At 64.9% G+C, this 24,808-nt stretch carries 21 protein-coding genes and 1 pseudogene; 10 read left to right on the forward strand and 12 right to left on the reverse strand.

Annotated elements, in window-relative coordinates; translation table 11 throughout:
• Positions 1-2: 2 nt before the first annotated feature.
• The 3 genes from FXF75_RS09420 to FXF75_RS09430 form a co-directional block, all read right to left on the reverse strand.
• Positions 3-146, reverse strand: coding sequence for a hypothetical protein (locus tag FXF75_RS09420; RefSeq protein WP_163521627.1), 144 nt, complete (start codon positions 144-146; stop codon positions 3-5).
• 36 nt (positions 147-182) lie between these two features.
• Positions 183-821: an METTL5 family protein gene (locus FXF75_RS09425; RefSeq protein WP_163521628.1), complete on the reverse strand. Its 639-nt coding sequence runs from the start codon at positions 819-821 to the stop codon at positions 183-185.
• A gap of 64 nt (positions 822-885) precedes the next feature.
• Positions 886-1,284, reverse strand: coding sequence for a hypothetical protein (locus FXF75_RS09430; RefSeq protein WP_163521629.1), 399 nt, complete (start codon positions 1,282-1,284; stop codon positions 886-888).
• Between the two features lie 124 nt (positions 1,285-1,408).
• Here FXF75_RS09430 and FXF75_RS09435 point away from each other — a divergent pair, with 124 nt between their 5' ends.
• Complete coding sequence (locus FXF75_RS09435) at positions 1,409-2,407, forward strand: hypothetical protein (protein WP_163521630.1); 999 nt, start codon at positions 1,409-1,411, stop codon at positions 2,405-2,407.
• On the opposite strand, the gene dph2 is transcribed toward FXF75_RS09435, so the two are convergent.
• Positions 2,408-3,457, reverse strand: a complete 1,050-nt coding sequence (gene dph2 / locus FXF75_RS09440) for a diphthamide biosynthesis enzyme Dph2 (RefSeq protein WP_163521631.1) — start codon at positions 3,455-3,457, stop codon at positions 2,408-2,410.
• 116 nt (positions 3,458-3,573) lie between these two features.
• Here dph2 and FXF75_RS09445 point away from each other — a divergent pair, with 116 nt between their 5' ends.
• From FXF75_RS09445 to FXF75_RS09455, 3 genes are all read left to right on the forward strand, one after another.
• Positions 3,574-3,975, forward strand: a complete 402-nt coding sequence (locus FXF75_RS09445) for a YlbF family regulator (protein ID WP_163521632.1) — start codon at positions 3,574-3,576, stop codon at positions 3,973-3,975.
• Positions 3,976-4,062: 87 nt separating this feature from the next.
• Positions 4,063-5,655 carry a hypothetical protein gene (locus FXF75_RS22550; protein WP_163521633.1) on the forward strand — a complete coding sequence of 531 codons (1,593 nt, stop codon included), beginning with the start codon at positions 4,063-4,065 and terminating at the stop codon, positions 5,653-5,655.
• 48 nt (positions 5,656-5,703) lie between these two features.
• Positions 5,704-6,537, forward strand: coding sequence for an MBL fold metallo-hydrolase (locus tag FXF75_RS09455; protein ID WP_163521634.1), 834 nt, complete (start codon positions 5,704-5,706; stop codon positions 6,535-6,537).
• A 196-nt stretch (positions 6,538-6,733) separates the two neighbouring features.
• Here FXF75_RS09455 and FXF75_RS09460 read toward each other — a convergent pair whose 3' ends face one another.
• Positions 6,734-7,717: a glycosyl hydrolase gene (locus FXF75_RS09460; protein WP_163521635.1), complete on the reverse strand. Its 984-nt coding sequence runs from the start codon at positions 7,715-7,717 to the stop codon at positions 6,734-6,736.
• 229 nt (positions 7,718-7,946) lie between these two features.
• On the opposite strand from FXF75_RS09460, the gene FXF75_RS09465 reads away from it, so the two are divergent.
• The 3 genes from FXF75_RS09465 to FXF75_RS09475 all read left to right on the forward strand — a co-directional run bounded on the left by FXF75_RS09465 (position 7,947) and on the right by FXF75_RS09475 (position 12,043).
• Positions 7,947-9,962 carry an AAA family ATPase gene (locus tag FXF75_RS09465; protein ID WP_163521636.1) on the forward strand — a complete coding sequence of 672 codons (2,016 nt, stop codon included), beginning with the start codon at positions 7,947-7,949 and terminating at the stop codon, positions 9,960-9,962.
• Between the two features lie 38 nt (positions 9,963-10,000).
• Entirely contained in the window at positions 10,001-11,023 is a 1,023-nt protein-coding gene (locus FXF75_RS09470; protein WP_163521637.1) for a HAMP domain-containing sensor histidine kinase, read from the forward strand.
• A gap of 120 nt (positions 11,024-11,143) precedes the next feature.
• On the forward strand, positions 11,144-12,043 hold the full coding sequence (locus FXF75_RS09475; protein WP_163521638.1) for a hypothetical protein: 900 nt from the start codon (positions 11,144-11,146) through the stop codon (positions 12,041-12,043).
• A 62-nt stretch (positions 12,044-12,105) separates the two neighbouring features.
• Here FXF75_RS09475 and FXF75_RS09480 read toward each other — a convergent pair whose 3' ends face one another.
• Complete coding sequence (locus FXF75_RS09480; protein ID WP_309221785.1) at positions 12,106-12,726, reverse strand: TetR/AcrR family transcriptional regulator; 621 nt, start codon at positions 12,724-12,726, stop codon at positions 12,106-12,108.
• An 84-nt stretch (positions 12,727-12,810) separates the two neighbouring features.
• Here FXF75_RS09480 and FXF75_RS09485 point away from each other — a divergent pair, with 84 nt between their 5' ends.
• Both FXF75_RS09485 and FXF75_RS09490 read left to right on the forward strand, forming a co-directional pair.
• Entirely contained in the window at positions 12,811-13,923 is a 1,113-nt protein-coding gene (locus tag FXF75_RS09485) for an ABC transporter ATP-binding protein (protein ID WP_163521639.1), read from the forward strand.
• Positions 13,920-14,828 carry an ABC transporter permease gene (locus FXF75_RS09490; RefSeq protein WP_163521640.1) on the forward strand — a complete coding sequence of 303 codons (909 nt, stop codon included), beginning with the start codon at positions 13,920-13,922 and terminating at the stop codon, positions 14,826-14,828. Before FXF75_RS09485 ends, FXF75_RS09490 begins: the two co-directional genes overlap by 4 nt.
• 117 nt (positions 14,829-14,945) lie before the next feature.
• On the opposite strand, the gene FXF75_RS09495 is transcribed toward FXF75_RS09490, so the two are convergent.
• Positions 14,946-15,992 carry a tyrosine-type recombinase/integrase gene (locus FXF75_RS09495; protein ID WP_163521641.1) on the reverse strand — a complete coding sequence of 349 codons (1,047 nt, stop codon included), beginning with the start codon at positions 15,990-15,992 and terminating at the stop codon, positions 14,946-14,948.
• The gene (locus tag FXF75_RS09500; RefSeq protein WP_163521642.1) at positions 15,982-16,398 is read right to left on the reverse strand and encodes a DUF5805 domain-containing protein; all 417 of its coding nucleotides are present in this window, start codon (positions 16,396-16,398) and stop codon (positions 15,982-15,984) included. The genes FXF75_RS09495 and FXF75_RS09500 overlap by 11 nt, the downstream gene beginning before the upstream one ends.
• Before the next feature lie 2,220 nt (positions 16,399-18,618).
• Between FXF75_RS09500 and FXF75_RS09505 the strand changes: the two genes are divergently transcribed.
• A complete protein-coding gene (locus FXF75_RS09505) occupies positions 18,619-19,017 on the forward strand; it encodes a hypothetical protein (RefSeq protein WP_163521643.1) in 399 nt (132 codons plus the stop codon).
• A 38-nt stretch (positions 19,018-19,055) separates the two neighbouring features.
• Here FXF75_RS09505 and FXF75_RS09510 read toward each other — a convergent pair whose 3' ends face one another.
• From FXF75_RS09510 to FXF75_RS23470, 4 genes and pseudogenes are all read right to left on the reverse strand, one after another.
• The gene (locus tag FXF75_RS09510) at positions 19,056-20,156 is read right to left on the reverse strand and encodes a cytochrome b/b6 domain-containing protein (protein WP_163521644.1); all 1,101 of its coding nucleotides are present in this window, start codon (positions 20,154-20,156) and stop codon (positions 19,056-19,058) included.
• Positions 20,153-20,782, reverse strand: coding sequence for a hypothetical protein (locus FXF75_RS09515; protein WP_163521645.1), 630 nt, complete (start codon positions 20,780-20,782; stop codon positions 20,153-20,155). Before FXF75_RS09515 ends, FXF75_RS09510 begins: the two co-directional genes overlap by 4 nt.
• A complete protein-coding gene (locus FXF75_RS09520; protein WP_163521973.1) occupies positions 20,779-21,426 on the reverse strand; it encodes a 4Fe-4S dicluster domain-containing protein in 648 nt (215 codons plus the stop codon). Before FXF75_RS09520 ends, FXF75_RS09515 begins: the two co-directional genes overlap by 4 nt.
• Before the next feature lie 59 nt (positions 21,427-21,485).
• Positions 21,486-24,784 (reverse strand): annotated as a pseudogene (locus FXF75_RS23470) (molybdopterin-dependent oxidoreductase).
• Positions 24,785-24,808: the final 24 nt, after the last annotated feature.

Consider the following 24,808-nt stretch of genomic DNA (forward strand, 5'->3'; position numbering starts at 1 on the left):
GGTTACACGACGCCCCAACCGGTGAAGAACGTTCCCGCGACGACGAGCAGGAGACCGAATTCGCCGAACCGGAACGCCGCGAAACCGCCGAGTAACGTCAACTGAACGCCGACCCCGACGAATCGTATCCGCATCTCTTCGTCCATGCGCTGTGACACGAACCCCGAGACGAAAAGCCTGCGCTACTCCCACCGAATCCGGAAGACTTCGGTGTCGATGACCGCCCGCTCGCTGGTCTGGTGGGCGAACTGCCGTTCGACGTCGAGGTCCGCGCTGAAGGCGTGGGTCACCTCGCCGCCCTCGTCGTCGGCGAAGGCCTCCACGAACTCCCGACTCCCGGCGTTGTGAATCGAATAGGAGACCGACGCGATTTCGCTCGCGGTCGTCAGAAACGCCCGGTCGGCGTGTTCGTTGCCCGTCTGCGCGCCGAACGGCGGGTTCATCAGGACGGTCGCCTCCTCGCGGGACGGGGCGTCCTCGGAGACGCAGAGCGGCGCGCGTGTCGCGTCGGCGAGGAGCCACGAGACCGGAACGTCCGGCGCGACTTCGCGCTCGTTCTGGCGGGCCTGCGCGAGCGCCGCGGGGTCGCGGTCGAGCGCGAGGACCCGTGTCGGACCCCGAAAGGCCGCGCCGAGCGCCAGCATCCCGGTCCCCGTGCCGAGGTCCACGACCGTCTTTCCGGCGAGGTCTCGCTGCACGTCGGCGAGGTGGACGAGGTGGGCCGCGAGGTCCGCCGGCGTCGGGTACTGCTCTAACTCGACGCTGGGGTCTTCGAAGCCGGCGACCCGCGAGAGACGGCGCTCCAGTGCGGCCTTGTCCATGCCGGAGGAGAGAGGCTATAGGAAAGAGAGTGTTCGGATTCGGAGCGCGGCGGAAGGGGAAATTCTACTCGACGGTTATGGGACCGGCGACGTCGAGGCTCACGCCCTCGCGGCGCGCGCGCTCTGCGACCGCGGCCAGCGCGGGACGGACCTTCGACTCGTCGCCCACGCTGTCGAACTCCACCGTCACGGTACTCACGCCGAGGAACGCGGCGGCCCGCACGTACTCGCGCACGCGGTCGGCCTCCTCTTGGGTGGCGAACGAGCAGTCCTCGCCGAAGCAGGCGTCCACGACCACGCGGGCGGCCACGAAGTCGTCGGCGTCGAGTTCGCGCTTGAGTTCGCGGAGGTCGGGGCGGGCGGTCGAGGGGATGGCGTCGGCGTCGAGCGTGACGGGGGTGGCGTCTTCGACGCGACAGCGTTCGATAGCGGTTCGGACGTCGGCGGAACGGGTGGCGCTCATCGTTACCAGCACATACCCGTTACTCATACAAAAAGGTTAGGTAGATGTACCAGAGTAATATTTCGGTGAGAGAGTCGTTTCAGTCTTCTAAAAGTATTTACCGAAACCGACAGCAACGACGGGTATGAACCGCAGACAGGTCCTCGCTCTCCTCGGAAGCGCCGCGGCAGGTGGCTGTCTCGGTGGGTCCGAGTCGCCCCCCGCGACGACGAGTCGGAGTACGTCCAGCGTCGGAACGACCGGACAGACCACGGAGTCAGAACCGGAAACGCGGACCGAGACACCCGACCAGCCGGAACTCGGTGTCCGGAATCCCGAGGGGTGTCCGCCGTTCGACTCGGACGTGAAGCGCGTCGTCTGCGCTTCCGCAGTCGGCGACGACGCGCCGATGACGCTCGGACCCGCCGGACAATCGGGGTCGCTCCCGCGCGCCGAGTTCTCGTTCACGCTGACCAACGGGACCGACGCCGTCTTCACCGTGAACTACCACGCGTGGGAGATTTGGAAGCGAGTGGACGGCGAGTGGTTCCGCATCGCGCCGCGGAGTTGGCCCCAACCCGCGATGTTCTTGCGACCCGGTGGCGCTCACACGTGGCACCTGACCGTGGACAACACCGACCTCGACCGGCCGATACCCCACTCGGGAGGCACCGAGAGCGTCACCGTCGCGGGACTCGGCCCCGGAACCTACGCCTTCGGCACGGACGGGTGGTTCCGAGGGCAGAGTTACGAGAACGCGACCGGGTTCGCCGCGCGATTCGAACTGACTGGTGAATCGCTCGAACTCGCGCCGACCGGAATCGACCGCACGGAGCGCGACGGGGACACGGTGGTCCTCCACGATGACCCGGAGGAGAACGAAGACCGTGCCGCCTACGTCGTCACCCGCGTCGAAAGCGCGCCCGAGGAGTCGCGGCGGATGATAACCGAGCAGGTAATCCGACGGACGCCGCTTCGGAACGCGCTGGCCCATTTCGAGTCTGGCGTCCGGACCGTCCGACTGGAAGCCGGAACGGGCACGTCCCCGGCCTTCGGCGTCAGCGAGGCGCGTTACGTCGAGTACGAGGGGCAGACGTATCGGATAGAAACGGAGAAGTTGGAGGCGAAGACGACCGACTCGTGACTACCACGTGCCGTGGAACGTGTCGAAGCTGAGTTCGTCGAGGGGCTTGTTGCCCACTGCGATTTCGTACTCGCCGGGCGTCAGCATCGGCTTGTGGAACTGCGGGCCGTCGTCGGTCGTGATGCGCGGGCACCCGGTGTTGACGAAGGCGTCCATGTCGAAGTTGCGCAGTCGGTCGGGCGTGACCTCGTCCATCGTGATGAGGTAGGCGTTCTCGTTGTCGTCGAGAATCTCTTGGGCCTGCTCCCAGCGACCCTGTCCGATTTTAGTGCAGAAGATGACGCCCCACTTCTCGGCGTCCATCGCCTTGTGGACCGAGGCGTAGCGCTGTTTCAGGAACTTCTCGGTGTCGGCGACCGTGACGACGTTGTTCACGGGGTCGGCGATGACGACGTTCTTGTCGGGGTGCTCCATGGCGAGACCGAGCGGGTGGAACTTCCCGCCGCCGACGTAGAGGACTTGGTCGGCGTCGATGTCGGCGCTGGCGTAGTTACAGCCCAGCACCTGCCCCTCGTGGGTGAGTCGGTCGTCGCCCCGGCGGGTGTGGACCTCGTAGCCGCGCTCGTCCAACCACGACTTCATCTCCTCGAAGCGGTTCATGTGCTGGGCGGTCGTGACCAGACCGACGTTGGGGTCCTCCTCGGGGTCGGCGAGTTCGTCCAGCGACTCCTCCATGATGGGGAAGACGTCCACGTTCGAGAACAGCGGGACGTAGATGACCTTGTCCGTGTTCTTCATCGGCGAGTGGCCGAAGTGGACGAACACGTCGGTGCGCTTCATCAGGAAGGTGTCGAGGTCGCAGGCCCCGTAACAGGGCTGGCCCGACAGCATCACGGTCACGTCGTCGGGGACGAGTTCGCGGATGTCGTCGGCGACCTTCGGGCCACGTCGCTTCAGTCCCTCGGGGAACTGGAGGCCGACCTTGGTGGCGTCGCGCTCCTCGACCGCCTCCACGATGCGGTCGAGTTCGTAGTCCCACTCCCGGTCGTGCTTGAGGGACATGCCGGTGTTTCGGAGGTCTCCCTCGCTGTACTCGCTGTCTTGACTCATTGGAACTGGTTTGTCGGTCAGGACGTTTAAGGACGGTGTTCTGGGGTGGGTGGATTCGTCGGTGCCACCGCGAGTATTCGGCAGGTCTAAAACGCCACAGTTCCAACCCCGTACGTATGAGCGTCGAAACCGACGTCGACGGTGAGCCGACCGAACTCTCGCGCGTCGAAGAACTCGCAGGCGAACTCGGCGAGGCCATCGCCCAGACGCCGGAGTACCAGCGGTTCGAGGAGACCAAGGAGGCCGTCGAGCAGGACGACGAGGCCCAAGAGAAGGTCCAAGAGTTCGAGCAGTTGCGCCAGGAGTTCATGCTGGCGCGCCAGACCGGCGAGGCGACTCAGGAGGACGTACAGAAGGTCCGCGAGGCCCAGCAAGAGCTTCACTCTCTGCCGGTGATGGACGAGTACCTGCAGGCCCAAGAGGACCTCGAAGCGAAGCTAGAGAACGTCAACAAAGTCATCTCGGAACCGCTGGCCGTTGACTTCAGCGACCAGTCGAGCGGTTGCTGCGAGGACTGACGAACTCGCCTTTCTCCGGTTCATTTTCGAAATCTGGCAAGGACGCCTAAGTCTCCAGAAATTCATTTCTATCACAGTGGGGGAACTATGGTAGACGAAAACCGAACCGAGACAGCCGAGGGCGTAGCACGGGGGAACCAGACCAACATCACGACCGACCGCGAGACGATGCGAACGTGGTTCGAAGAGAGCGGCGTCGAACCCGGTTTCCGACCCACCGAGTCCGGCGAGCGGGAAGTACACGTTCACCATCCCGACGATGAGGTCGAGGACGTCGAGACGGTCTCGTGGGACGAGTTCCACGAACACCTCACCGACAACGAACTCGCGCTCGTTCGACACGCCGACCGGTCGGGCAGCGAGCAGTTCGAACTCATCGACCGGACCGAGGCCGTCGAGCGCGCCACGCTCGACGACGAGGAGGTCGAGAAGGCCCTGATGGAGGGCGAGACGGTCGAGACTCAAATCACCGAGACGAAGGTCATCGAGCGGACCGTCCGGGAGACCGAGACCATCGAGAGCAAAGTTGTCGATAGCGAAATCGTCCGCGACGAGGTCGTCGATAGCGAACTCGTCCGGCGCGAGATATCGAACATCCACCTCGGCGAACGCGAGTCGGGCGTGGCCATCGTCTCGGACTACGAGGCCACGGCGTGGGAGGAGGACGTCGAGGAAATCGAACTCGCCGAACAGGAGGTCATCACGGTGGACGTGGACGAGACTCGGGACGTGACCCGCGAAATCATCGAGCGCAAGCGGGTCGAGAGCCGAGTCGTGGACCGCGACGTGGAGGGGACCGAGACCGTCGAGTCCGACACGTTGGAGAGTCGCGTGGACCTCGAAGGCGTCCAGCGGACCATCCTCGAAAGCGACCTCCTCGGCGGACAGGTCGCCACCGAGGACGTCATCGAGGGCGGACACGTCGAGAGCGAGTTCACCGACGAGGGCGTCATCGAGACCGACCTCTACGAGCGCCGCATCGTCGAGGACGAGGTCGTGGACCGCAAGCGACTCACCTTCGAACTCGTGGACGAGGAACTCGTCAGTAGCGAGACCGTCGAGTCCATCATTGTCGAGACCATGCTCGTCGGGTCCGACGCCACCGTCGAAGCCGTCGAGGGCGAACGCCTCGACGCGGAGGGCGTCCCCGTCGAACACGAGGAGACAGTAGTGAGCGAAGAGGTCACGACCGGCGCGGAGACCGAGACCACCACCGGAACCGTCGAAGAGTCCATTGCGAGGGACGATACCGCGACCGAAGAGGAGATGACGGCCGCCGAGGGAGAGACCGTCACGGACGACGACACCGCCACCGCGAGCGCCGAAACTACGGCCGCCGAGGACGAGACGGCGATGGGCGACACGCCGGACGAAGACGAGACGGTGGCGGACGCGAGCGAGACGATGGTCGAGGACGAGACGGTGGCCGAGGACGAGATGGTCGTACTGGACGACGACGACGTCGGCAAAGACGTGATGGACGCCAACGACGAGAAGGTCGGCGTCGTCACGGAGGTGGACGAAGCCGAGAACGTGATGTACGTGGACCCGCACCCGGGTCTCGCCCAGCGCGTCAAGACTCGGCTCGGGTGGGAGGGTCACGACGACGACGCCTACACCGTCGAACCCGACCGCATCTCCGAAATCGACGACGACCGCATCCGACTCCGCAGCATGTAGTCGCCGCGAAGAACAACACTTACCTCTTTTGTCGGTCCACTGGGCCACATGGCAATCCACAGCGACTGGGGAGACTGGCTCCCGCGCGCGGTCGAAGACGCCGACCCCGAGGGCATCGCGGTCTGGTACCTCGGCTGTAACGGCTTCGTGCTGAAGGCCGCGAACACGACGCTCTACATCGACCCGTACCTCGGCACCGGCGACCCGCCGCGGACGGTCCGGATGGTGCCGGTACCGTTCGACCCCGCCGACGTGGACGAGGCGGACGCGATTCTGGCGACGCACGAGCACACCGACCACGTTCACGGTCCGAGCCAGGCCCCGATTCTCGAATCGACGGACGCCACCTTCCACGCGCCCGACGATAGCCTCGAAGTGGCGCGCGAGGAGGAGAACTGGACCGACGAGTGGGACGTGCGCGACGACCAACTCGAAGCAGTCGCGGAGGGCGACACCTTCGAGGTCGGCGCGTTCACGGTCCACGTCGAACCCGCCCACGACCCCGACGCGACCCACCCTGTCAGCTACGTCGTGGAGTACGACGGCCGGACCTTCTTCCACGGCGGCGACACCAAACCGAGCGACGAGTTCGCCCGCGTCGGCGAGGAGTACGACATCGACCTCGGCGTGCTGGCGTTCGGGAGCGTCGGTCGGATTCCGGACAAGGAGACCGGCGAACCCCAGCGCACGCGGTGGTACAACGACGAGAATCAGGCGGTCGAAGCCGCCAGCGACCTCCGGTTCGACCGCTTCCTGCCCAGCCACTGGGACATGTGGAAGGGGCTGACCGCCGACCCGACCGCGCTCCACGACCACGCGCGGAGTTTCGATTACCCCCAGCAGTTGGAAGTCGTGGAGATTGGCGACCGCGTGGACGTCTGAAATCCGATTTTCGACCCGTTTTATTCTCCTCCGGACTGCAACCCTTCCCGTCCTGCTCTTTCCCGACGAAGGTTCAAATACGAGGACGGGACGAAACCCGCCCGGACGCCTCGTGCGGTCGCCCGGAAGTCGGGGCCGGGGACCGCCAGTCCGACTACCTCGAAAGAGCTGAGCCAATTGAACGAGAGAGCGTCCGCTACACCCAACAGAGCGACGCCACGCCCGCGGGCAGTTCACCCGCCTCGACCCACTCGCCAGAGGCCCGGAGAATCACGCTCCCGCCGTTCGTGCCAGCGAAGACTCGCCCGTCGGCGTCGGCGGTCCACGATAGCACGACTTCCTCGGGCTGGCCCGGATAGGGGACCGATTCGAGGGTGTCGCCGTCGTTCTCGGACTCGAACAGCGCCGCGTCCGCACCGCGCGCGCCCTCCCACGTCCCCGGCGAGGACTGCGCCGCCGCGGCGTAGAGCGTCCCGTCGTGCGCGAAGGCCTCCCGGAAGTACGTTTGGTCCACGTCCGAATCGAGCCGAAGCCACATCTCGCCCGCGTCTCCTGTCCGGTAGAGACCGCCGCCGCAGGAGGCGACGTAGTGGTCCGGCCCGCGCACGAGGACGTGGTGTACGTCGTCGTGGACCCCGGACCGGCGCTCCGCCCAACGCTCGCCGCGGTCCTCACTGACGTGGACGCCGCCGACTTCCACGCCCGCGACCACGCGGTCGGGGGTCTCGGGATGCGCGCCGAGACTCCGGACGTGGGCCTCGTCGCGGTGGCGCGGCGTGTGCCACCGGTCGCGCGACGGGAGGTCCTGAAAGCCCGATAGCTCCCGCCACGTCTCACCCTCGTCTTCCGAGACATACAGATGAGCGGGGTGCGTCCCGGCGTACAGGCGCTTTCCGTCGAGCGAATCTCGACGATGTTCGTCGTCCCCGCGGGATGACTCACCGCCAACAGGGTCGCCGAGAACCGAGTAGACTTCCTCGCGCGGGACCTCCAAGTCCGTCCACGAGTCACCGCCGTCGGTCGAACGGTACAACCCGGACTTCGTCGCGGCGAACACGCCGTCCCAGCCGTCGAATCGGCGGACGCGCACGACGCGCCCGGCGTCCAGCACCCGCTCTGCCGAGTCGAATCGCGGACCGTCGGCGCGGTAGACCCCGTCGTAGGTTCCAGCGAGCAGCATAGCTGTGGGTACGTTCGTCACACGCAAATAGATGCGTACTGTCGGCCATCGTTCGCCTGGAACACGCGGTAAAAGAGTTCTACCGTGGTTTTTGGACACTTCTTCTCGGAACGATTCCGTGCGCCAGACGACGACCAACCGCGTACTCCGCCCGAATTCGGGGAGACTCGGGACTGTTTCGCTCGGTGCGGGCGTGTGATTTATATGGCCGTTCTGGGATGTGAACCGTATGAGTGACAGTATGACCGAGGTGGTGACGACGAACGAGAGTGGCGTCGTCGTAGAGAAGTCGTTCGAGGGGGAGGAGTTCGCGGTCCCCGCTATCAAGTTTGTCGTTCGCTCCGAACGTGACGAGCGCGCGGCCCTCCGACTCGCAGACAGCGTCCCGGAGGAGTTCCCGATGGACAACGTCGGCTTCCACCCCGACTACGAGAACGACAACTGGACCGCGTACAAGGACCACCGCGTGGAGTTCGAGCGCGAACTCGACCCCGGCGAGGAACTGGTCACGGTGTACGGCGTCCGACTCGCCGAGGACGACGACCCGTCGATGTTCCTCGGCGCGCCGACCATCGAGGAAATCGCGCCCGTCACGCTCGACTCCGCGACGACCGACGCGGACGACGCTTTAGATGCCGAACCCGAGGCGGACGCCGCCGGCCCGGACCTCGACGGCGAAGTCGGCGGCCCGGACGGGAACACCATCACCGACATCGTCTCGGAGAAGGACAGCCAACTCGTCCGCGACGTGGTCGCGGGCGACGAGGAACTCGGACTGGACGAGGACGCCGAGGACCCGCTCGCCGGAGATGCCGAGGACCCGCTTGCGGGCGAGAGCGAGGACGACCCGCTGGCCGTGGACGGAGACGCCGACCCCCTTGCCGAGGAGAGCGAAAGCCCGCTCGCGGAGGAGGGAGACGACCTGCTCGGTGGCTCGGAGGACCCGCTCGGCGAACCGACCGACGCCGAGGAAGGCGACCCGTTAGCCGACGACTCGGAGAGCTTCCTCGAACCCGAAGACGAACGCGCCGACGGGACGGCGGCGGGCGAATCGGAGGCGGCCGAACTCGACGACGAGCAAGCCGACGCCGAAGGGACCGACTCGGACGCCGAGGAACCGGCAGTCGCCGACCCCGACGACGAGGAGGACGCGACGGCGCCGTCGGGGACCGCCGACGAGACGGCGACCGCGGACCCCGAGACCTCGCCGCCCAGTCCCGGAAGCGTGGCGGCCGCGCTGGCCGACGAGATTCGCGCGGGCGAGGTGTCCGACGACGACATGCGGGCCATCCAGCGCGAGTTGGACGTGGAGACGCCCGAGAGTACGAACGTGCGCATCCGCCACCTCCAGTCGCGAGTCGAGGACCTCTCGGCGTACACCGAGGCGCTGGAGGAGTTCATCGACGAGAACGGCGTCGCCGAGGACATCTTCGGTGACTTCGAGGACGACATCGCGCAGGTCCGGGCGGACGTCGAGGCGTTCGAGGACGAGGTACAGGCGCTGCGCAGCGGGACCGACGCGACGGACGAGCGCATCGACGAACTCGAAACGGACCTCTCTGACCTCGAAGCCGACTTCGAGGAACTCGACGACCTGCGGAGCGACCTCCGCGACGTCGAGAGCGACCTCCGCGAAGACGTGCGCGAGTTCAAGTCGGACTTCCGCGGGGACGTCGACGACTTGGAGGGCGAAGTCGGCGGTCTCGAAGACGAAGTGGACGACTTGGAGAGCGAAGTGAGCGGTCTCGAAAGCGAGGTCGGCGACTTGGAGAGCGAGGTCGGCGATATCGACGCTCTCCGAGACGAGGTCGCCGAAATCGAGACGCTCCGCGAGGAAATCGAGTCGCTGGAGGCGGTCCGTCAGGAGGTCGATGCGCTCGAAGACCAACTCGAAGACGTCGGCGGATTCGGCGAGGAAATCGAGACGCTCGGAACCCAACTGGCGGAACTCGAAGACCTCGTCGGTGCGAACACCACCGACGTGACGGAAGTGAACGACGAGTTGGAGAGTGTCAACGACGAGATACGGTCGGTTCGCGACGAACTCGGCGAGGTTAGCGACGTTGCCGAGACGGTAGAGGACGTGTCCGAGAACGTCGAGTCGCTGTCCGAGGACCTCGACGCACTGGAGGAGAACCTCACCGCTCGCGTCGAGAGCGTCGAAGGTGACGTCGGCGATATCCACGACGAACTCGAAGGACTTCAGGAGTGGCGTGAACGCATCAACGACGTCTTCGGTAACTGACGGCTACTTTTATGTTCTCGCCGTTAGACGTGTCGGGAGTGTCGCGTTACGCCGTCCGGGTCAGGGAGTGGTCCGTCGCCGGACTCGGCGCAGGGTTGCTCGCGGTCTCGGCGAGTTACTTCGCCGTCGATGGAAGCGTGGCCACGTCGGAGTACGTGCGGTTCGCCATCCCCATCGCGCTCTCGCTGTTCGTGGTCGCGCTGGGACTCTGGCTTCGGGCGGCGGAGCTACCGGCCGACCTCGTGTGCGTCGTCTTCCTCTGGAGTTTCACCGGGAGCGTGGTGATGGGCCTCTTGACGGGATGGATTTCGCTCCTCCAGTCGTTCGAGGGTCGCCCGATGCTCCAACCCGCGTCCATCGTGCTGACGAAGGTGGCGCTCGGCGCACTCGGCGGCGGTCTGCTCGGGGCCTACTACACTCGCCTCCAGCAACGCACCGACGAACTGGCCGAGCAGCGCAATCGCCTCGACGAGTTCGCCAGTATCGTCTCTCACGACCTCCGGAATCCGATGAACGTCGCACAGGGCCACCTCGAACTCGCCCGGGAGACCGGCGAGGACCGCCACTTCGAGGCGGTCGAGGACGCCCACGGCCGTATGGAGCGACTCGTGGACGAGGTGCTGGCGCTCTCGCGGCGCGGCGAGATGGTGGACGACGTGACGCCGGTGAACCTGCGAGTCGTCGCCGAGGAGGCGTGGGACACCGTCGAGACGCCCGGGATGGACCTGCGAGTCGAGACCGACCGCCGCGTCGTCTCGGACGACCGCCGCCTCCGGGCGCTGTTCGAGAACCTCTTCCGGAACGCCGTCGACCACGGCGGCGAGACGGTCACGGTCGGCGCGACCGACGAGGGGTTCTACGTCGCCGACGACGGGCCGGGCATCCCGCCGGAGGACCGCGAACTCGTCTTCGAGGGCGGCTACTCCACACACCCCGACGGCACCGGATTCGGTCTCGCCATCGTCCGGCGCATCGCGGAGGCTCACGACTGGCAGATACGTGTCACCGAGGGCGACAGCGGCGGTGCGCACTTCGAGTTCGTGGGCGTAGACCGCGAGTGAGTGGTTCTACGGCGCAGTAGTGCGAACGCCGTCACGAAACTCGGGACCGAGCGTAGGGGTCCTGTGACCGGATACCGCGAAACGCAACGCGTTTACTCCCGGTTCACCTTTGAACGAACAATGACAGACACGATTGCGGTCGCCGTGCCGCGTAAGGGCCGCCCGCTGGAGGCGGTCCTCCAGCGCGTCGCCGAGGAGACCGGCGCGGAGGAAGTCGCCGACGAAATCGTCTCGACGCTCCGCTACGAGAAGGCCGTCACGAAGGGCGACCAGACGCCCGACCGTGACGTCTACCACCGCCTCGCCGACTACAGCGACCTCGACGACCCCGCGAAACCCGACTTCACGCTCCTGCGCGACGACCGGGCCGGGAAGCCTCGTCGCATCGTCTTCGACAGCGTGACCGTCTCCGCGGGCGGCGTGAACCTCCGACTCGTCGGGCGCGAGGAACCGTTCCGTGCGCTCCGCAAGCACGACTTTGCGCTCGGGTTCGACAGCGCCGACCTCGTGCTGGAGGAGGTCGTGGAACTGCGCCCGGACCCGCTGACCCGCATCGCCGACCTGAACGCCCGCATCGACCCGCACGACACCGACGTCCGGGTCGTCGCCGGGATGGGAGACACGGTGTACCACACGCTGATGGCGACGCCCGAGACGCTCCCGCAGGGGGGCAGTCCCTCCCGCGAGTTCCTGCGGGACTACGAGGGCGAACTCTGCATCTCGCCGCGGTACGAGCGCCTCGTGGAGGCGGTCATCGGGACGCGGAACTCGGACCCCCTCGATTTCGCCTACCCCGGCGAGGACGAGGAGGAGGAAGCCGCTATCGCAGACACTGGCGTCGGCGTCTACCTCACGGTGACCGGTTCGACCGCGCGGGAACACGGACTCGTCGTCGGCGAGGAACTGTTCCCGAGCGAGACGGTGCTGATGGAGAACTACGAGGAGACCGACGAGACGGCCGAGCGCGTCAAGGAACTGTTCGCGCGGGCCGAGACCGAGACCGAGATGGCTATCTACTGAGTCGGCGCGGTCGCCGTCGTTTTCTTCGTGTCGCTCGCGATTCGTTTTCCGGCGTGTGACGTTCAATCACCGTTTTCCGCGAGCAGGTGCGAATCGATGTACGCGTCGAGTTCGCGCCGCGTCGCGCGGATGGCGTCCTCGGCGTCGTCGGTCGTGACTCGTTCGAGCATCGACCCGTTGATGGTCGTCACCAACAGCGCGGCGGTCTGCTCGGGGTCCACGTCGCGAAACGCACCTGTTTCGATACCGTCGCTGACGACGTTGGCGAACTGCTGGCGGAAGAAGCGGTCGTTCCGGGTGAACTGCTCGCGGTAGGCCTCGTCGTGGGGTGCCTGTGCGCGAAGTTCAATCATCGCGCTCGTGAACTCGTAGCGCTCGGCGTCCAGCGTCGGCGGAACGACGTGGTCGAGAACCGCTCGGAGGTGAGCGCAGGGGTCGTCGTACTCCTCCGCCGGGATGTCGGCTTTGTACTTCTCGAGGACGAATCCAAGGAAGTCCACGAGCAGTTCGTCTTTGCTGTCGTAGTGGTGGTACAGGAGCGATTTGCTCTTCTCGAACTCGTCGCCGATACGCTGAATAGTCAGGTTGGCGTAGCCGTGTTCGCAGAGCGCGAGGTAGGTCGCTCTCATGATGGCGGACTTGGTATCGTCCGAGTCGTTCTCGAAGATGTCTAACGCGGACACGTGATTGATTATTTATTCAGCAGCTATATACGTTCGTATCTCCTCCGGTGGAGGTGAAGCGATATCGCCGTAGTTCGAGAACTCATGTCACACCCGGATTCCTCACGTGAAACGGCGGCGCGAGGTACAGCGAGCGAATCCCCACCGACCGAGTCCGCTATCCACACGACGAACCTCAACTTGACCTACGGCGACGGTACGGAGGCAGTACGAGACGTCTCACTCGACGTTCCCGCAGGGGAGTTCTTCGGATTCCTCGGACCCAACGGCGCGGGCAAGACGACGACCATCAAGGTGCTCGCCACGCTGCTGAAACCGACTCACGGCGAGGTGTGGGTAAACGGTTTCGACGCCGCGTCGGACCCCCGAAAGGTCCGCGAGTCCATCGGCTACATGGCTCAGGAGACGAGCGTGGACGAGGAACTCACCGCGCGCGAGAACGTCCGGTTCGCGTGCGAGGCCTACGGCGTCCCGCGAGCGGAGCGCGGCGAGCGCATCGACGAACTCCTCGACCTCGCGGGCCTCGCGGACGTGGCCGACAAGAGAGCCTCGGAGTTCTCGGGCGGGATGAAAAAGCGCCTCGACGCCGCCACCGCGCTGGTCCACCAACCGCCGCTGGTGTTCCTCGACGAACCGACGACGGGACTCGACCCCAAGGCGCGCAACCGCCTCTGGGAGTACTTTCGGCGCATCAACGAACAGGGCACGACCATCTTCCTCACGACCCAGTACCTCGAGGAGGCCGACGAACTCTGCGACCGCATCTCGGTCATCCTCGACGGCGAAATCGTCGCCACGGGGTCGCCCGAGGAACTCAAACGCGAGGTCGGCGGCGAAATCCTCGACATCGACGTCGAGGGCGACGCCGCCGAGAACGAACGCGCGGCGGCGGTGGCCCGGAGCGGAGACCTCTTCGAGACCGACGCCGCGGTCGAAACGACGGACGAGGGTATCACCGTCACCTCGAAGCAGGCCCGCGAGCGCGGAACCGACCTGCTCGTCGCACTCCGCGACGCCGACCTGACGGTCACCGGGTTCAACGTCCGCGCGCCGACGCTCGACGACGTGTTTCTCGCCATCACCGGCGAGCACGTCGGCGACGAAGACGAACTCGGGACCGCAGCCACCGCCGCCGGGCAGGGTCCCGAACGGTCAGCGGACGCCACCGAGAGCAGTCACGAGGAGGGAGACGGATGAGCGCGCCGACCGACTCCGCCGGCGACGCCGAGGGGTCCGACGTTCGGGTCGGCGGGTCGGCCGACGCGACTCGTTCGGGCAACTCGTTCGCTGGCGACTTCTGGGTCAACTTCAAGCGGTGGAACCTGAAGGCGGTCCGCAACCCCTTCGTCCTCGTCGTCTCGCTCGTCCAGCCAATCATCTTCCTCGTGCTGTTCACGCAGGTGTTCGGACAGGTCGCCACGGGTGCCATCAGTCGGGGCGACGCCGGTATCAGCTACGAGACGTACCTCGTGCCCGCCATCGCGGTACAGGTATCGCTGGCCGCCGCGGCCACCTCCGGCGTCGGACTGGTCAACGACATCGAGAGCGGGATGTTCGAGAAGGTGCTGGTGAGTCCGATGAACCGGGCCGCGGTGTTTCTGGGGAAGACCGCCGCAGAGATACTCCGTATCCTGATTCAAATCGGTATCATCCTCGCACTCGGCGTCCTGCTCGGTGCCGAAATCGCCACGGGACTCGTGGGGGCGCTCGGCATCGTGCTCGTCGGCGTCGTCTTCTCGATGTGGTTCGTCTCGCTGTCGAACACTATCGCCGTCGTCACCAAGGACCAAGAATCGACCATCATCGGCGCGAACCTGCTCCAGTTCCCCCTGCTGTTCGTCTCGACCGCGTTTCTCCCGCTTCGACTCCTCCCCGACTGGATTCAGACCGTCGCGACCTACAATCCCATCACCTACGGCGTCGATGCGGCGCGGGCGCTCATGCTCGGCCGCGACGTGATGACGGTCGTGGAGGTGACGCAGTTCGGCGGCGTCTGGAACACCTTAGTCCCGGCGCTGGCGGTTCTGCTCGCGCTCGATGTCGTCTTTGGCGGCGTCGCGGTCTACATGCTCTCGAAGGCGTCGAGTTCCGACGTGCAGTAGGAGGAGACGATATATCACCATACAGTTTATTTGTCTGCCCCCGGGTGCCGATAACGTCAGGTAACTGAACGGAGGCTCCGGAACAGCGCCTCGTCACCTCGCGAAACGCTCTGAGCGCTAGCAGAGACTGTAGACGTTTGCCTCGTAGACCTCGCGCACTCGGTCGCCCCAGTTGTGAGTGTAGGTGTCGATGATGTCCTCGGCCACGTCGCCTCTGAGATACTTCACGATGCCCCTGTCGCCGGTTCTGTCCCGGAGGTGGGTCGTGAAGAAGTGCCGGAAGTAGTGAGGCGTCACGTTCTCGGCGGCGTCGCCGCCCCGACGGTGCCAACCGCGCTCGCCGGCGTGCTTCGTGACGATGTGGTGGACGATGTCGGGCGTGACTCGCTGGCCCCAGTTCTCTCGCGTCGTCGTGAACACCGGGTTCGCGGACGATATCGGGTCCGGGCGCACCGCGAGCCACTGCTTCAGTACGCGCTTCAACTCGTCGTCCACCGGAATCACCGTCTCGCGCTTTCGCTTGTTGGATGCGGGCCGACGCTCGCCGTTGCACTCCTCGCCGACGGTCGGTTCCGGCGAGACGTATATCGAGTCCGCCTTGCCGTCCAACTGCGGTCGGGTCTGGTGGTCGGTGTCGGCCAGCGACACGTCCCGAAGGTCGAGATTACAGAGTTCGCCGGCCCGCATCCCCGTTTTCAGTAGGGTGACGACGACTGCACGGTCCAGCGGGTGGGTCACGTCGGCGACGAACGACACCATCGCGTCAACCGAGATGTCCCGCCGCGTCGGGTTCGTGTCGATTCGCTCGTCCATCTCCTCGACGACCAGCGTCATCGGATTCGAGTCGAACTCCCCCACTTGATTCATGTAGGCGTAGAACCGGTGGAGGTAGGAGGCGTAGGTGGCGACGGTGCTCTCGGCGACGTTCCCGCGGAGTTCGTGAATCCACGCCATGCAGTCGCGCCGCGTCGCCGCTGACGGGGTCTTAGCCGTTCCCATCGGATTCCGGTCGGGCGTACCCAGAAACGCCTCGAACTCTCTGAGGACGCGTTCGTAGGCGTCTCGCGTCCGCTCGGTCTTCCCGTGGTAGGTCATGTCCTGCAGGAAGTACGCTATCGGGTCGTTCGCGCCCTCGTCGCCGTCGGATTGCTGCTCAGTCGCCATCGTTCCCCGTAACGAGCGTGTAGCCGTCTCGGCGACCGCTGTACTGGATTCGGTTCTCGCTCTGGAGGCGCTGGAGCGACTCTTCCAATCTGTCTTCGATGTTGTTCGTCAGTTCGTCCACTAACTCGTCCCACGAGAGATACTCTGAGGCCGAGAGGACGGAGAGGACGTGGTCCGCTAACTCCTCGCCGTCACCTGCTTCGTCTACCTTGGACGCGGAACCAGACTCCGACTCCGCGGTCTCGATGTCGAAGTCGCGCCGACCCGCCTGCACCATCGTCCGCACGAACTCGCTCTGGCTCATGTCGAGTTCGTCTGCGTGTCGTTTCCACTCCTCTTTTTGATACGCGGGGACGAACGTCTTCACAGCCTTCCGAGTCGTATCGACGTTCTCGTCGCTGGCCATGTTCGGGGCGACTCACCCCACCGTTATCAAAGTATCCCAGACTCCAGAATAAACAATCTTATTTGGGAGAGATGGCCTCCTTATCCCGCGCTATATTTCTGTTATTCGCGAATGTAGCACTTCAATTCACCGCTAGTAGTCCTACACTCACGTCTCTAATTTTACCCACGCCCTCGAAGAGAATGGTGTTCTTACTCACATCTTCTCACAGCGAAGTAATGTCTGGATAACAACCAGAATCGAGGTTTCGCGGAGGGTGGTTTCGACACCCTCGACCCCTGGGGTAACGTCCCCGAAACACTCCTTCAGTAGAGGCATAATTCCACCCCAATATTGTTCGTTCTATAACTTGTTCTCGGGTTCTGTCAGCCATCCTGTGTACTCGCGAGACCGTGGGTGGTTAGACTTTCCCGGATGATAGTTGCGACCTCAACCTGACATCTCATTACTACAATCTCCTAGTCTGGCATCAGAATTCGGTGGTCGATTGTCCCCGGACTCTAATTCTGTCACCCTCCCCCTTACTGGATGTAGAGTCAGTCCAGAGTCCTGCGCCACTATCCGAGGGCTACCGCAGTTACTTCGAGAGCACCGGAGAAACGGTGAAGTTCCGTAGCACCTCAGAAAGCGAGGGGAGGGCTGTTGACAGAACCCCGTGACGGGAGCGTACGGACTGCCCGCAGACGGGATGTAGCCGTCGGAGTCCGTCTCGGACACGAATTCGACCGGGACTGAGACCGAGAACCGCGCCCGTGTCGTCAGAAACGAACCGCTAGACCCTTCTGTCCGGACGCGTCGGAGAGCGTCTGCACGCGGGGTCGAACACTTCGACCGAAGTAGAGTGCCACCGCTATCGGGTTTCTGTACGCCGCACGGGACGATACTGTCGGCGACTCCTTTGGGTCGGCGAGGGACGTGGGCGTCCCCGTCCCGTCGTCCGACGGCCGACCTTCACCGACGGCCGAGAAATGGTTCATCGCTGATTCTCGTCGACCAGTCACCCACGACGGCAGGGATTGTTCTCACGGCGTCGTTGGTTTCCTCCGGGACGCGGCCGTCTCGTCCGTACTCTGAGACGGTGGACCGGGCGGAGGTGACGTCAGTGATAATCTCGGTCAAGGGGTCCGGAGAGTCGCCATCGAAGGTCAGTCGAGGCGCTGTCAGAGACGGCGTAAACGGAGATTCGATGTACGGTTATCGACCGAAGTTCTGACTCGCGTGGTCGAATCGGTGGTGTTCGCCTTCGATAGTCGCATCGCTCCCCGGAACGGTGGCGGTGGTCACGTCGGCGCGTCCGACTCCGCTACCTCGTCCGTCGCCGGAGGAACGGTTCCTCGGTAGAGTCCTCCGCTTGGCTTCGCTTCCTCGCTCGGTTCGGGGGAGTTTGTTCGGTCCCGACTGGGCATCGGTCCGCGTTTCGGGGTTTCACGAGGGAGTGTCGGCGCTCCTCGGTGTTTCTCCACGTTTCGGCTCTCGGCTTCACGAGTCATACGCAATCGGTGCGAAAGACGACCTCCAGACTCTCCGGCCGGATGGTGTCGCCGCGTTTTGAGAGAATAACTGGCTGTCAGGTCGTTTCCCGTCAACTTTACTGGTCGAACGTCGCCTCGAGACAGAGTCGTCTCGTTCCGTCGAGCGGTCTCGAGCCGCTTGCCGTCTCCGACGACTCTGGGAAAGCGACCGTAGATGGGACGCCCACGACCGGCAACAGAACCACCGGGACCGACGTAGCGACCGATTTCTTCGTGCTCTCTTCGCGTTTCGCGATGCTGCTGTGCGAGACGAGACCCCCGATGCCGCTCGCCAACCACTCGTCCACTACCGACGGTCGGACCAACTCGTCCTGCGAGGTAACCTGTCGTCTGCCCCGCGAAATTGGAGCATCTGTGGAATGCAGCGCCCTCATTAATGACAGTAAACTGAATAAAACTGAGTGGCGCAATGTCTGGTTCCAGTCTCGTAAATTCTATTTCGATATATGGAAACTACGAGGTACAGGGCGCACTCGCGGCCGACTCGTTTGGGCGAAACGGGCCGTGTACCGGACGCTTCGCTGGATTTGGCTCGAAGAAGTCCGATTCACCCGAAGCCTCTCCACCGCGCTGCCGCTGCAGTCGGTGGGTGCTACGTGATAGTCTCGGGGTCGAATCAGCAAGAGCCGTGAAACGAGGTCCGCCGAGGCGCAACCGTCAATACCCACGCCACCGTTACGTGTTAGGTATGCGCATGGAGTTACGGGTGTGTAAACACTGTTACGAGGGGACCCACGGCAATCCCGAGAAGACGGCCATCACCGAGGACATGGTGGCGCTGGCCGAGCAGATACGGGAGTACAAGGACCTCATCGGCATCGACTCGCTGTACGTGACCCGCGTCGCGGAGGGCGACCCCGGCGGCGAAGAGGTCCTCCCAGCGGTCGTCGCCAGCATCGAGAACGACCGCATCACCCTCACGGACACCCAACTCGTGATGGAGGACGACCAGCAGAACATGCTGGTGTATCCGGAACCCGCCGACATCCTCGACGTGTTGACCCGGAATCTGGACCAGATTCGCGAGCAGACTAGACAGGACGTGACGGTCGAGTTGTCCGAGGAGTCGGCCGACCTAATCGGGTGACGAACTGTCTTCGAAGAGAGTGAGAGACGGTTCTCGGGTCAGTCGTCCCCGCTCCCGTCTGCCATCGGCGTCTCGCGGCGCTCGCGGAGTTGCGCCTCGTAGCGCTTCCGGAGGACGTTGCCGTACATCGAGAGCACCAGACCGACGAACAGGACGAGGATACCGACGTTGATGCCGACCGTCAGGAGCGCGTTGGTCGGCCCGCCGCCGATAGTGAGTTCGCGCGGCACGGGGTACCCTTCGTCGAAGATGCTCCCGACGAGGACGCTCACGATGCCGACGACGGTCAGGACGCCCATCAGGTTCGCGGCCCAGTTCCAACTCGGCGAGAGCGTCAGTTGCTCGATGCCGGTCCCCTCGTGACGTTCCTCCTCGATTCGCTCCTCCTCCGTGACGACCACCTCGTCCTCGACGACTCGGCCCTCCTCGTCGGTGACTACCTCCTCCGTCACGGCCGTCTCCTCGACGACCTTCTCGTCGTGCTGGCCCGGCGTCAAGTCCCGCGGGACGAACGCCTTGAGTTCGACCGGGTAGAACGCCGGGTGGAACCCGTGTTCGAAGATGTGGAACATCACGCCCATCAGCATGATGACCCCGAGCAGGCCGTGGAAGGTGACGAACGCCAGCGCCGCGGTCCGGGTCGCCAGATACTGCATCAGGCCGACCTTGTTCCAGATGAGCAGGCCCGACAGCATCAGCAGGACGAGTTCGATGGAGAATATCCAGACCACGCCCTTCCCGACGTAACTCAGCAGGGGCACCTCGTCCGCGGAGTAGCCTGCGAACTGGCGGGCGTGGGGGTGGCGCTCCTCGGCCCGGCCCAGCGCGAACTTCACGTCCTGAATCGCGGCCTCCACGTCTTTCTTCGAGGGCATCGCCGCCTTGACGCCCCGACGACCGCCGGGCGTGATTATCGTCAGCGTTATCCAGAAGACGACGAGGGCGACCAGTCCCATCCCCGCGAGGCGGTGGACCGCCAGCACGCCGGTGTTGCCCCCCATCAGCGTGACCAGCCACCAGAGTTCGTCGTTGAACATCACGGCGTACCCCGTGAAGAACAGCGCGAACACGTCGAGCGCCAGCAGCGAGTGGAAGATGGTGGTCGTTCGCGTGAACTTGCCGTGGTCGAGGTTGGTCATCGCTCCTCACCTCCGTTTCGCTCGCCGCCGTCGGTGGCGACGGTGTCGCTCGTCCTCCGGTCGGCCGGTCGCCGCATTCGGTCGGAGAGCTGTCGGAACGCCGCCCAGTGGATGAACACCATCACGAGGATGAACACGCCCATGATGGCGTCGGCGGCGTGGGTGATGGCGATGGCCGCGTCGAGCACGGGGACGGTGTTGCCGACCACCCAGTCGGTGCCGACGCCGCCGCCCGAGACGGTGGGCGCGATTCGGAACAGGTTCTCGAAGAACAGTTCCTGCCCGCCGAACCAGTTGTCGGCCCAGAGGTACGCGATAGCGGTCGCACCGAACGCGACACCGGCCGCGACTGCGACCGCAACGCCGCCCGTGAGACCCGACCCGTCGTGACCTTCGGTCTCGCGGTCCGGGTCCCGGTCGGGGTCTTCGGGGGCGGTTCGGGCGTCGTCGCCCGCTTGCGTGTCGTCGCGGCTGGTTCGAGCGTCTTCGCGGTCGGCCTGCGCGGTCTCCGCGTCGGGCCGGGCTTCACCGGTCGCGTCCAAGCGGTCGGACTCGCGCACTCGGTCGTCGGCCGTTCCGTGTTCGGCCGAGCCGCCACGACTGTCACGCTCGGCGGGGTCGCTCATCCGCCGAACACCTCCGCGTCCTCGCCGAAGATGATGTCCATCGCCACGTCGTTGAAGAACACGTCGGCATCGCGGCGTTCGAGTTCGTCCGCTATCTGGTCGGCGCTCCCGACGAGGATGGCGTCGGTCGAACACTCCTCGGCGCAGGCCGGCCCTTTGCCGGTCTCGGACTGGCGCTCCTCGCACATCGTACACTTGTCCATCACGTTCCCGTTTCCGACTATCTGGGCGCTCCCGTCGTCGGACTCGGGGAACTGGGGCGCGCCGAACGGGCAGGCCGACAGGCAGTACTGACACCCGACGCAGAGGCTGTCGCGTACGTCCACGAATCCGTCGTCTTTCTTTATCAGCGAGTCCGTCGGACAGACCGAGACGCACGGGGCGTTCTCGCAGTGGTAACACTGCATCGGGATGGACGTCTCGCCCGGTTTCTTGCCCTCCTTGAGGGCGCGAGCGCTGTTGGCGTTGAGACCCTGTGCGGCCTCCTGACCCTCCATCATCGTGGCGACGCTGATTCGCTGTTCGTCGCGGGGCACGTCCCACGTCCGCTTGCACGCGACCACGCACCCGCCGCAGTCGATGCAGGCCTCCACGTCCGGGAAGATGCGCGCGTCCTCGCCCGTACTCATCACGCCGCTTCGCATGACCTCCTCGCCGGAACCCGACTGGTTCTGTGACTGTTGTTTTGACATTGTGTATCACCTCATTGCGTGGTTTGGTGGTCGCGCACGTCGAAGTCCTTCTGCGTGCCGATGCCCTCCCGGTCCTGCGGGAACTCGGCGTCGAAGCCGACCATCTTGCCGTCTTCCCACATGTTCAGGTCCCTGAGTTTCGACTCGGTCGCCTTCCAGAGTCGCACCATGGCGGGTTTGGTCTCCTGCATCTGGGTCTCGGCGTCGTAGCCCCGCGACGTGACGATGTTCGCGCTGTCGCCGATGGCGAACGGAGCCATCCCGTCGGGATACTTGTCCTCCAGACTCTTGCCGTGGAAGACCCCGCCCCAGTGGAACGGCAGGAATATCTCCCGCTGGTTGGGTCGGTGAGTCACGCGGGCCTTCACCAACACGGACCCGCGGTCGGTGGTCTGGACGACCACGAGGTCCCCGCCGTCCACGCCCGCCGAGACGCCGTCCTGATTCTTGCCTATCTGGGTGGCCTTCTTCGGGTGAATCTCGGCGTACATGTGGGGCTGGAGGTCCGCGAGGAAGACGTTCGAGCGCGATTCGGACCCGCCGCCCTGATGCTCGACCTGCCGTCCGGTCGTCATGATGGTGTCCATGCCCTGCTGGTTGGCCTTCTTGGTCGCCGTCTTCTGAATCGCGGCGTTGTTCTGGTCGAGCCGGTAGAAGTTGGTCTGGGTACCGTTCGCGGGCCACTGCTCGACCAGGTCGGGCCGCGGACTCTCGATGGGTTCGCGGTGGACCGGCACCGTGTCGAGGAAGTTCCACGCCACCCCCCGCGCCCTGCCGCGGCCGGTCGGCGCGTCGGGTTGCTTGGCGTCGTGCTGCTGGTAGTCGGCCGGTTTGATGCCCGACGCCGCGCCCTTCGGCTTGACGGTGCCGTTCTTACGCATCTGCTGGAGTTTCTTCGCGGTGTCGAGGACCGACTTGTCCTCTCGGAGCGCGTACTCGTACGGCACCGAGAGCGCGTCGGGGTTGGTGATGTCCTCGGGCCACACCGTCGAGAAACCGGGGTACTGGGGCACGCCCTGAATCTTCCCCTGTCCGTCCCACCAGTCCGGACTGTAGGGGGCGCGGAGCATGTCCAGTCCTTTCTCGCCCTGTTGCTGGACCGTGTTCTGGAACGGGTACTGCTTGTCGTCCGGGATGTTGCCCGACTCGACCATCTCGTTCCACTCCTTCTTCGTCGGCGCTTTCGTCCCCCAGCGAGCGCGGAAGTCCTGCCCGCCCTCTCTGGGGTCCAAATCGTCGCGCCAGATGATGGGCGTCCCCGGATGGCCCTCGCCCCAGCAGGGCCACGGCAGTTGCCAGTACTCGCCCTCGACCGGCCCGGACTTGCCTTCGAGGTCCTCCGTGCTGAAGGCGTAGTCGTACTCGTACTGGCGCTGGAGTCGCTGGGGGTCCTGCTGGTAGCCGATGGTCCGGACCCCGAGGTTTATCTCCTTCAGGCACTGCTCGTAGGTCGATTTCCCGTTGAACAGTTCCGGCCCGCCGCCCCAGTCGAAGTGTTCGCCGTGGCCCAACTCGGCGGCCAACTCCTGAATTATCTGCATGTCGGTCTTGGAGTTGTGGCTCGGCGGTCGGACCGGGTTGCGCCACTGGACCGACCGGTGGGAGTTGGTCACGGTGCCGTGGTGTTCGTACTGGCTGGAGGCGGGCAGGATGATGACGCCGTCGTCGCGCTCGGCCATCACCGACGCCAGCGACGGGAACATGTCCACGACGACCAGCAGGTCGAGGTTCTCCATCGCTTTCTTCTGCTTGCCCATCTCGCTGATGGAGTTCGCGGAGTGGCCGTCGAACACCGCGGCCCGGAGCTTCGTCGGCTGGTAGAGTTGGGCCTGATTCAGTCGCTCCTCCTTCGGGAGCGCTCCCTCGAACCACCGGGCGACCGTCAGCCCCTTCTGGAACATCATCGACCGACTCGGGACCTTGGCGTCGCCGACGTTGATGAACGCCGAGGTGGCCTCGGCGGCTTGGTCCTGCCACTTCTGCTTGGGCATGTTGTCGTACCGGCTGTTGAGGTCCTTGAACGACGTACTCCCGCTCGTCCACGGACTCTGGTCCCACACGTCCGCCCAGTAGGACCACGACCGGGCGAGGTTACGCTGTAATAGCCCGGGAGGATGTGGCTGTTCGGCCCGAGGTCGGTCGCCCCCTGCACGTTCGAGTGGCCCCGCATGACCTGCAGACCGCCGCCCGACCGGGCGGCCGACCCGGTGGCGAGGCTCAGCATCGCGTACGACCGGATGTGCTGGGTCCCGTTGTTGTGCTGGGTGCCGCCCATCGCCCACTCTATCTGGATGCTGGGCTTGTTCTCGATGACGAGGTCACCGATTTCGCGGATGTCGGCCTTGTCTATCCACGTGATGTCCGAGACGGTGTCGAGGTCGTACCGGTCGAGTTTGGCCTCCACGTCCGGCCAGCCGTTCACGCGCTCGGAGAGCATCTGCTGGTCGAGTTCGCCTTGGTCGCGCAGATAGCGCAGGAGCCCCATCATCAGGGCGGTGTCCGTGCCGGGTCGGAGTCGGTAGAAGTGGTCGGCGTGGGCCGCGGTCTTGGTGAACCGCGGTTCGATGACGACTATCTTCCCCCCGCGCTTCTGGCCTTCGAGGATGTGCTGCATCGCTATCGGGTGGGCCTCCGCGGGGTTCTGCCCGATGATGATGTCGAGGTCGAAGTTCCGGTAGTCGTTGATGGTGTTGGTCATCGCGCCGTACCCCCACGTGTTCGCCAGCCCCGCGACCGTCGTGGAGTGACAGATGCGGGCCTGATGGTCCACGTTGGTCGTCCCGTAGAACGCGGCCAGCTTTCGGAAGGCGTAGGCCTCCTCGTTGGAGTGGTGAGCGCTCCCGAGCCACATCACGCTGTCCGGCCCCGACTCCTCGCGGTACTTGTTCAGCTTCTGGCCGACCTCCGACATGGCCTCGTCCCACGACACCTTCTGCCACTCGCCGTTGACGAGTTTCAGCGGGTGTTTCAACCGCTTGGGCGAGTGTTCGCTGCCGTAGATGCCCGCGCCCTTCGAGCAGAGCGACCCGTTGTTGACGGGATGCTCGTGCCACGGTTCCTGTCCGACGAAGGCGTCGCCCTTGCGCTCGCCCTTGAATCCGCAACCCACCGCGCAGAAGTTGCAGATGGTCTTGACCGTCTCGGTCTGGCCGAGCGCTCCTTCCGGTTCCTCCTCACCCCCGTCGTCCTGCGCGAGTACTTGTCCCGTTGCGCTACCACCGAGTGCGACTGCCCCCGCCAGCGCGCTCGCCTTCACGAACGAACGCCTGTCGAGGTCGAGTGAAACTGGTTCCGTTGGTTCAGTACTCATGGTACCCCCGTCGTGGCCTGTTCC

The organism is Halorussus sp. MSC15.2, from assembly GCF_010747475.1.
Taxonomy (GTDB): Archaea; Halobacteriota; Halobacteria; order Halobacteriales; family Haladaptataceae; genus Halorussus.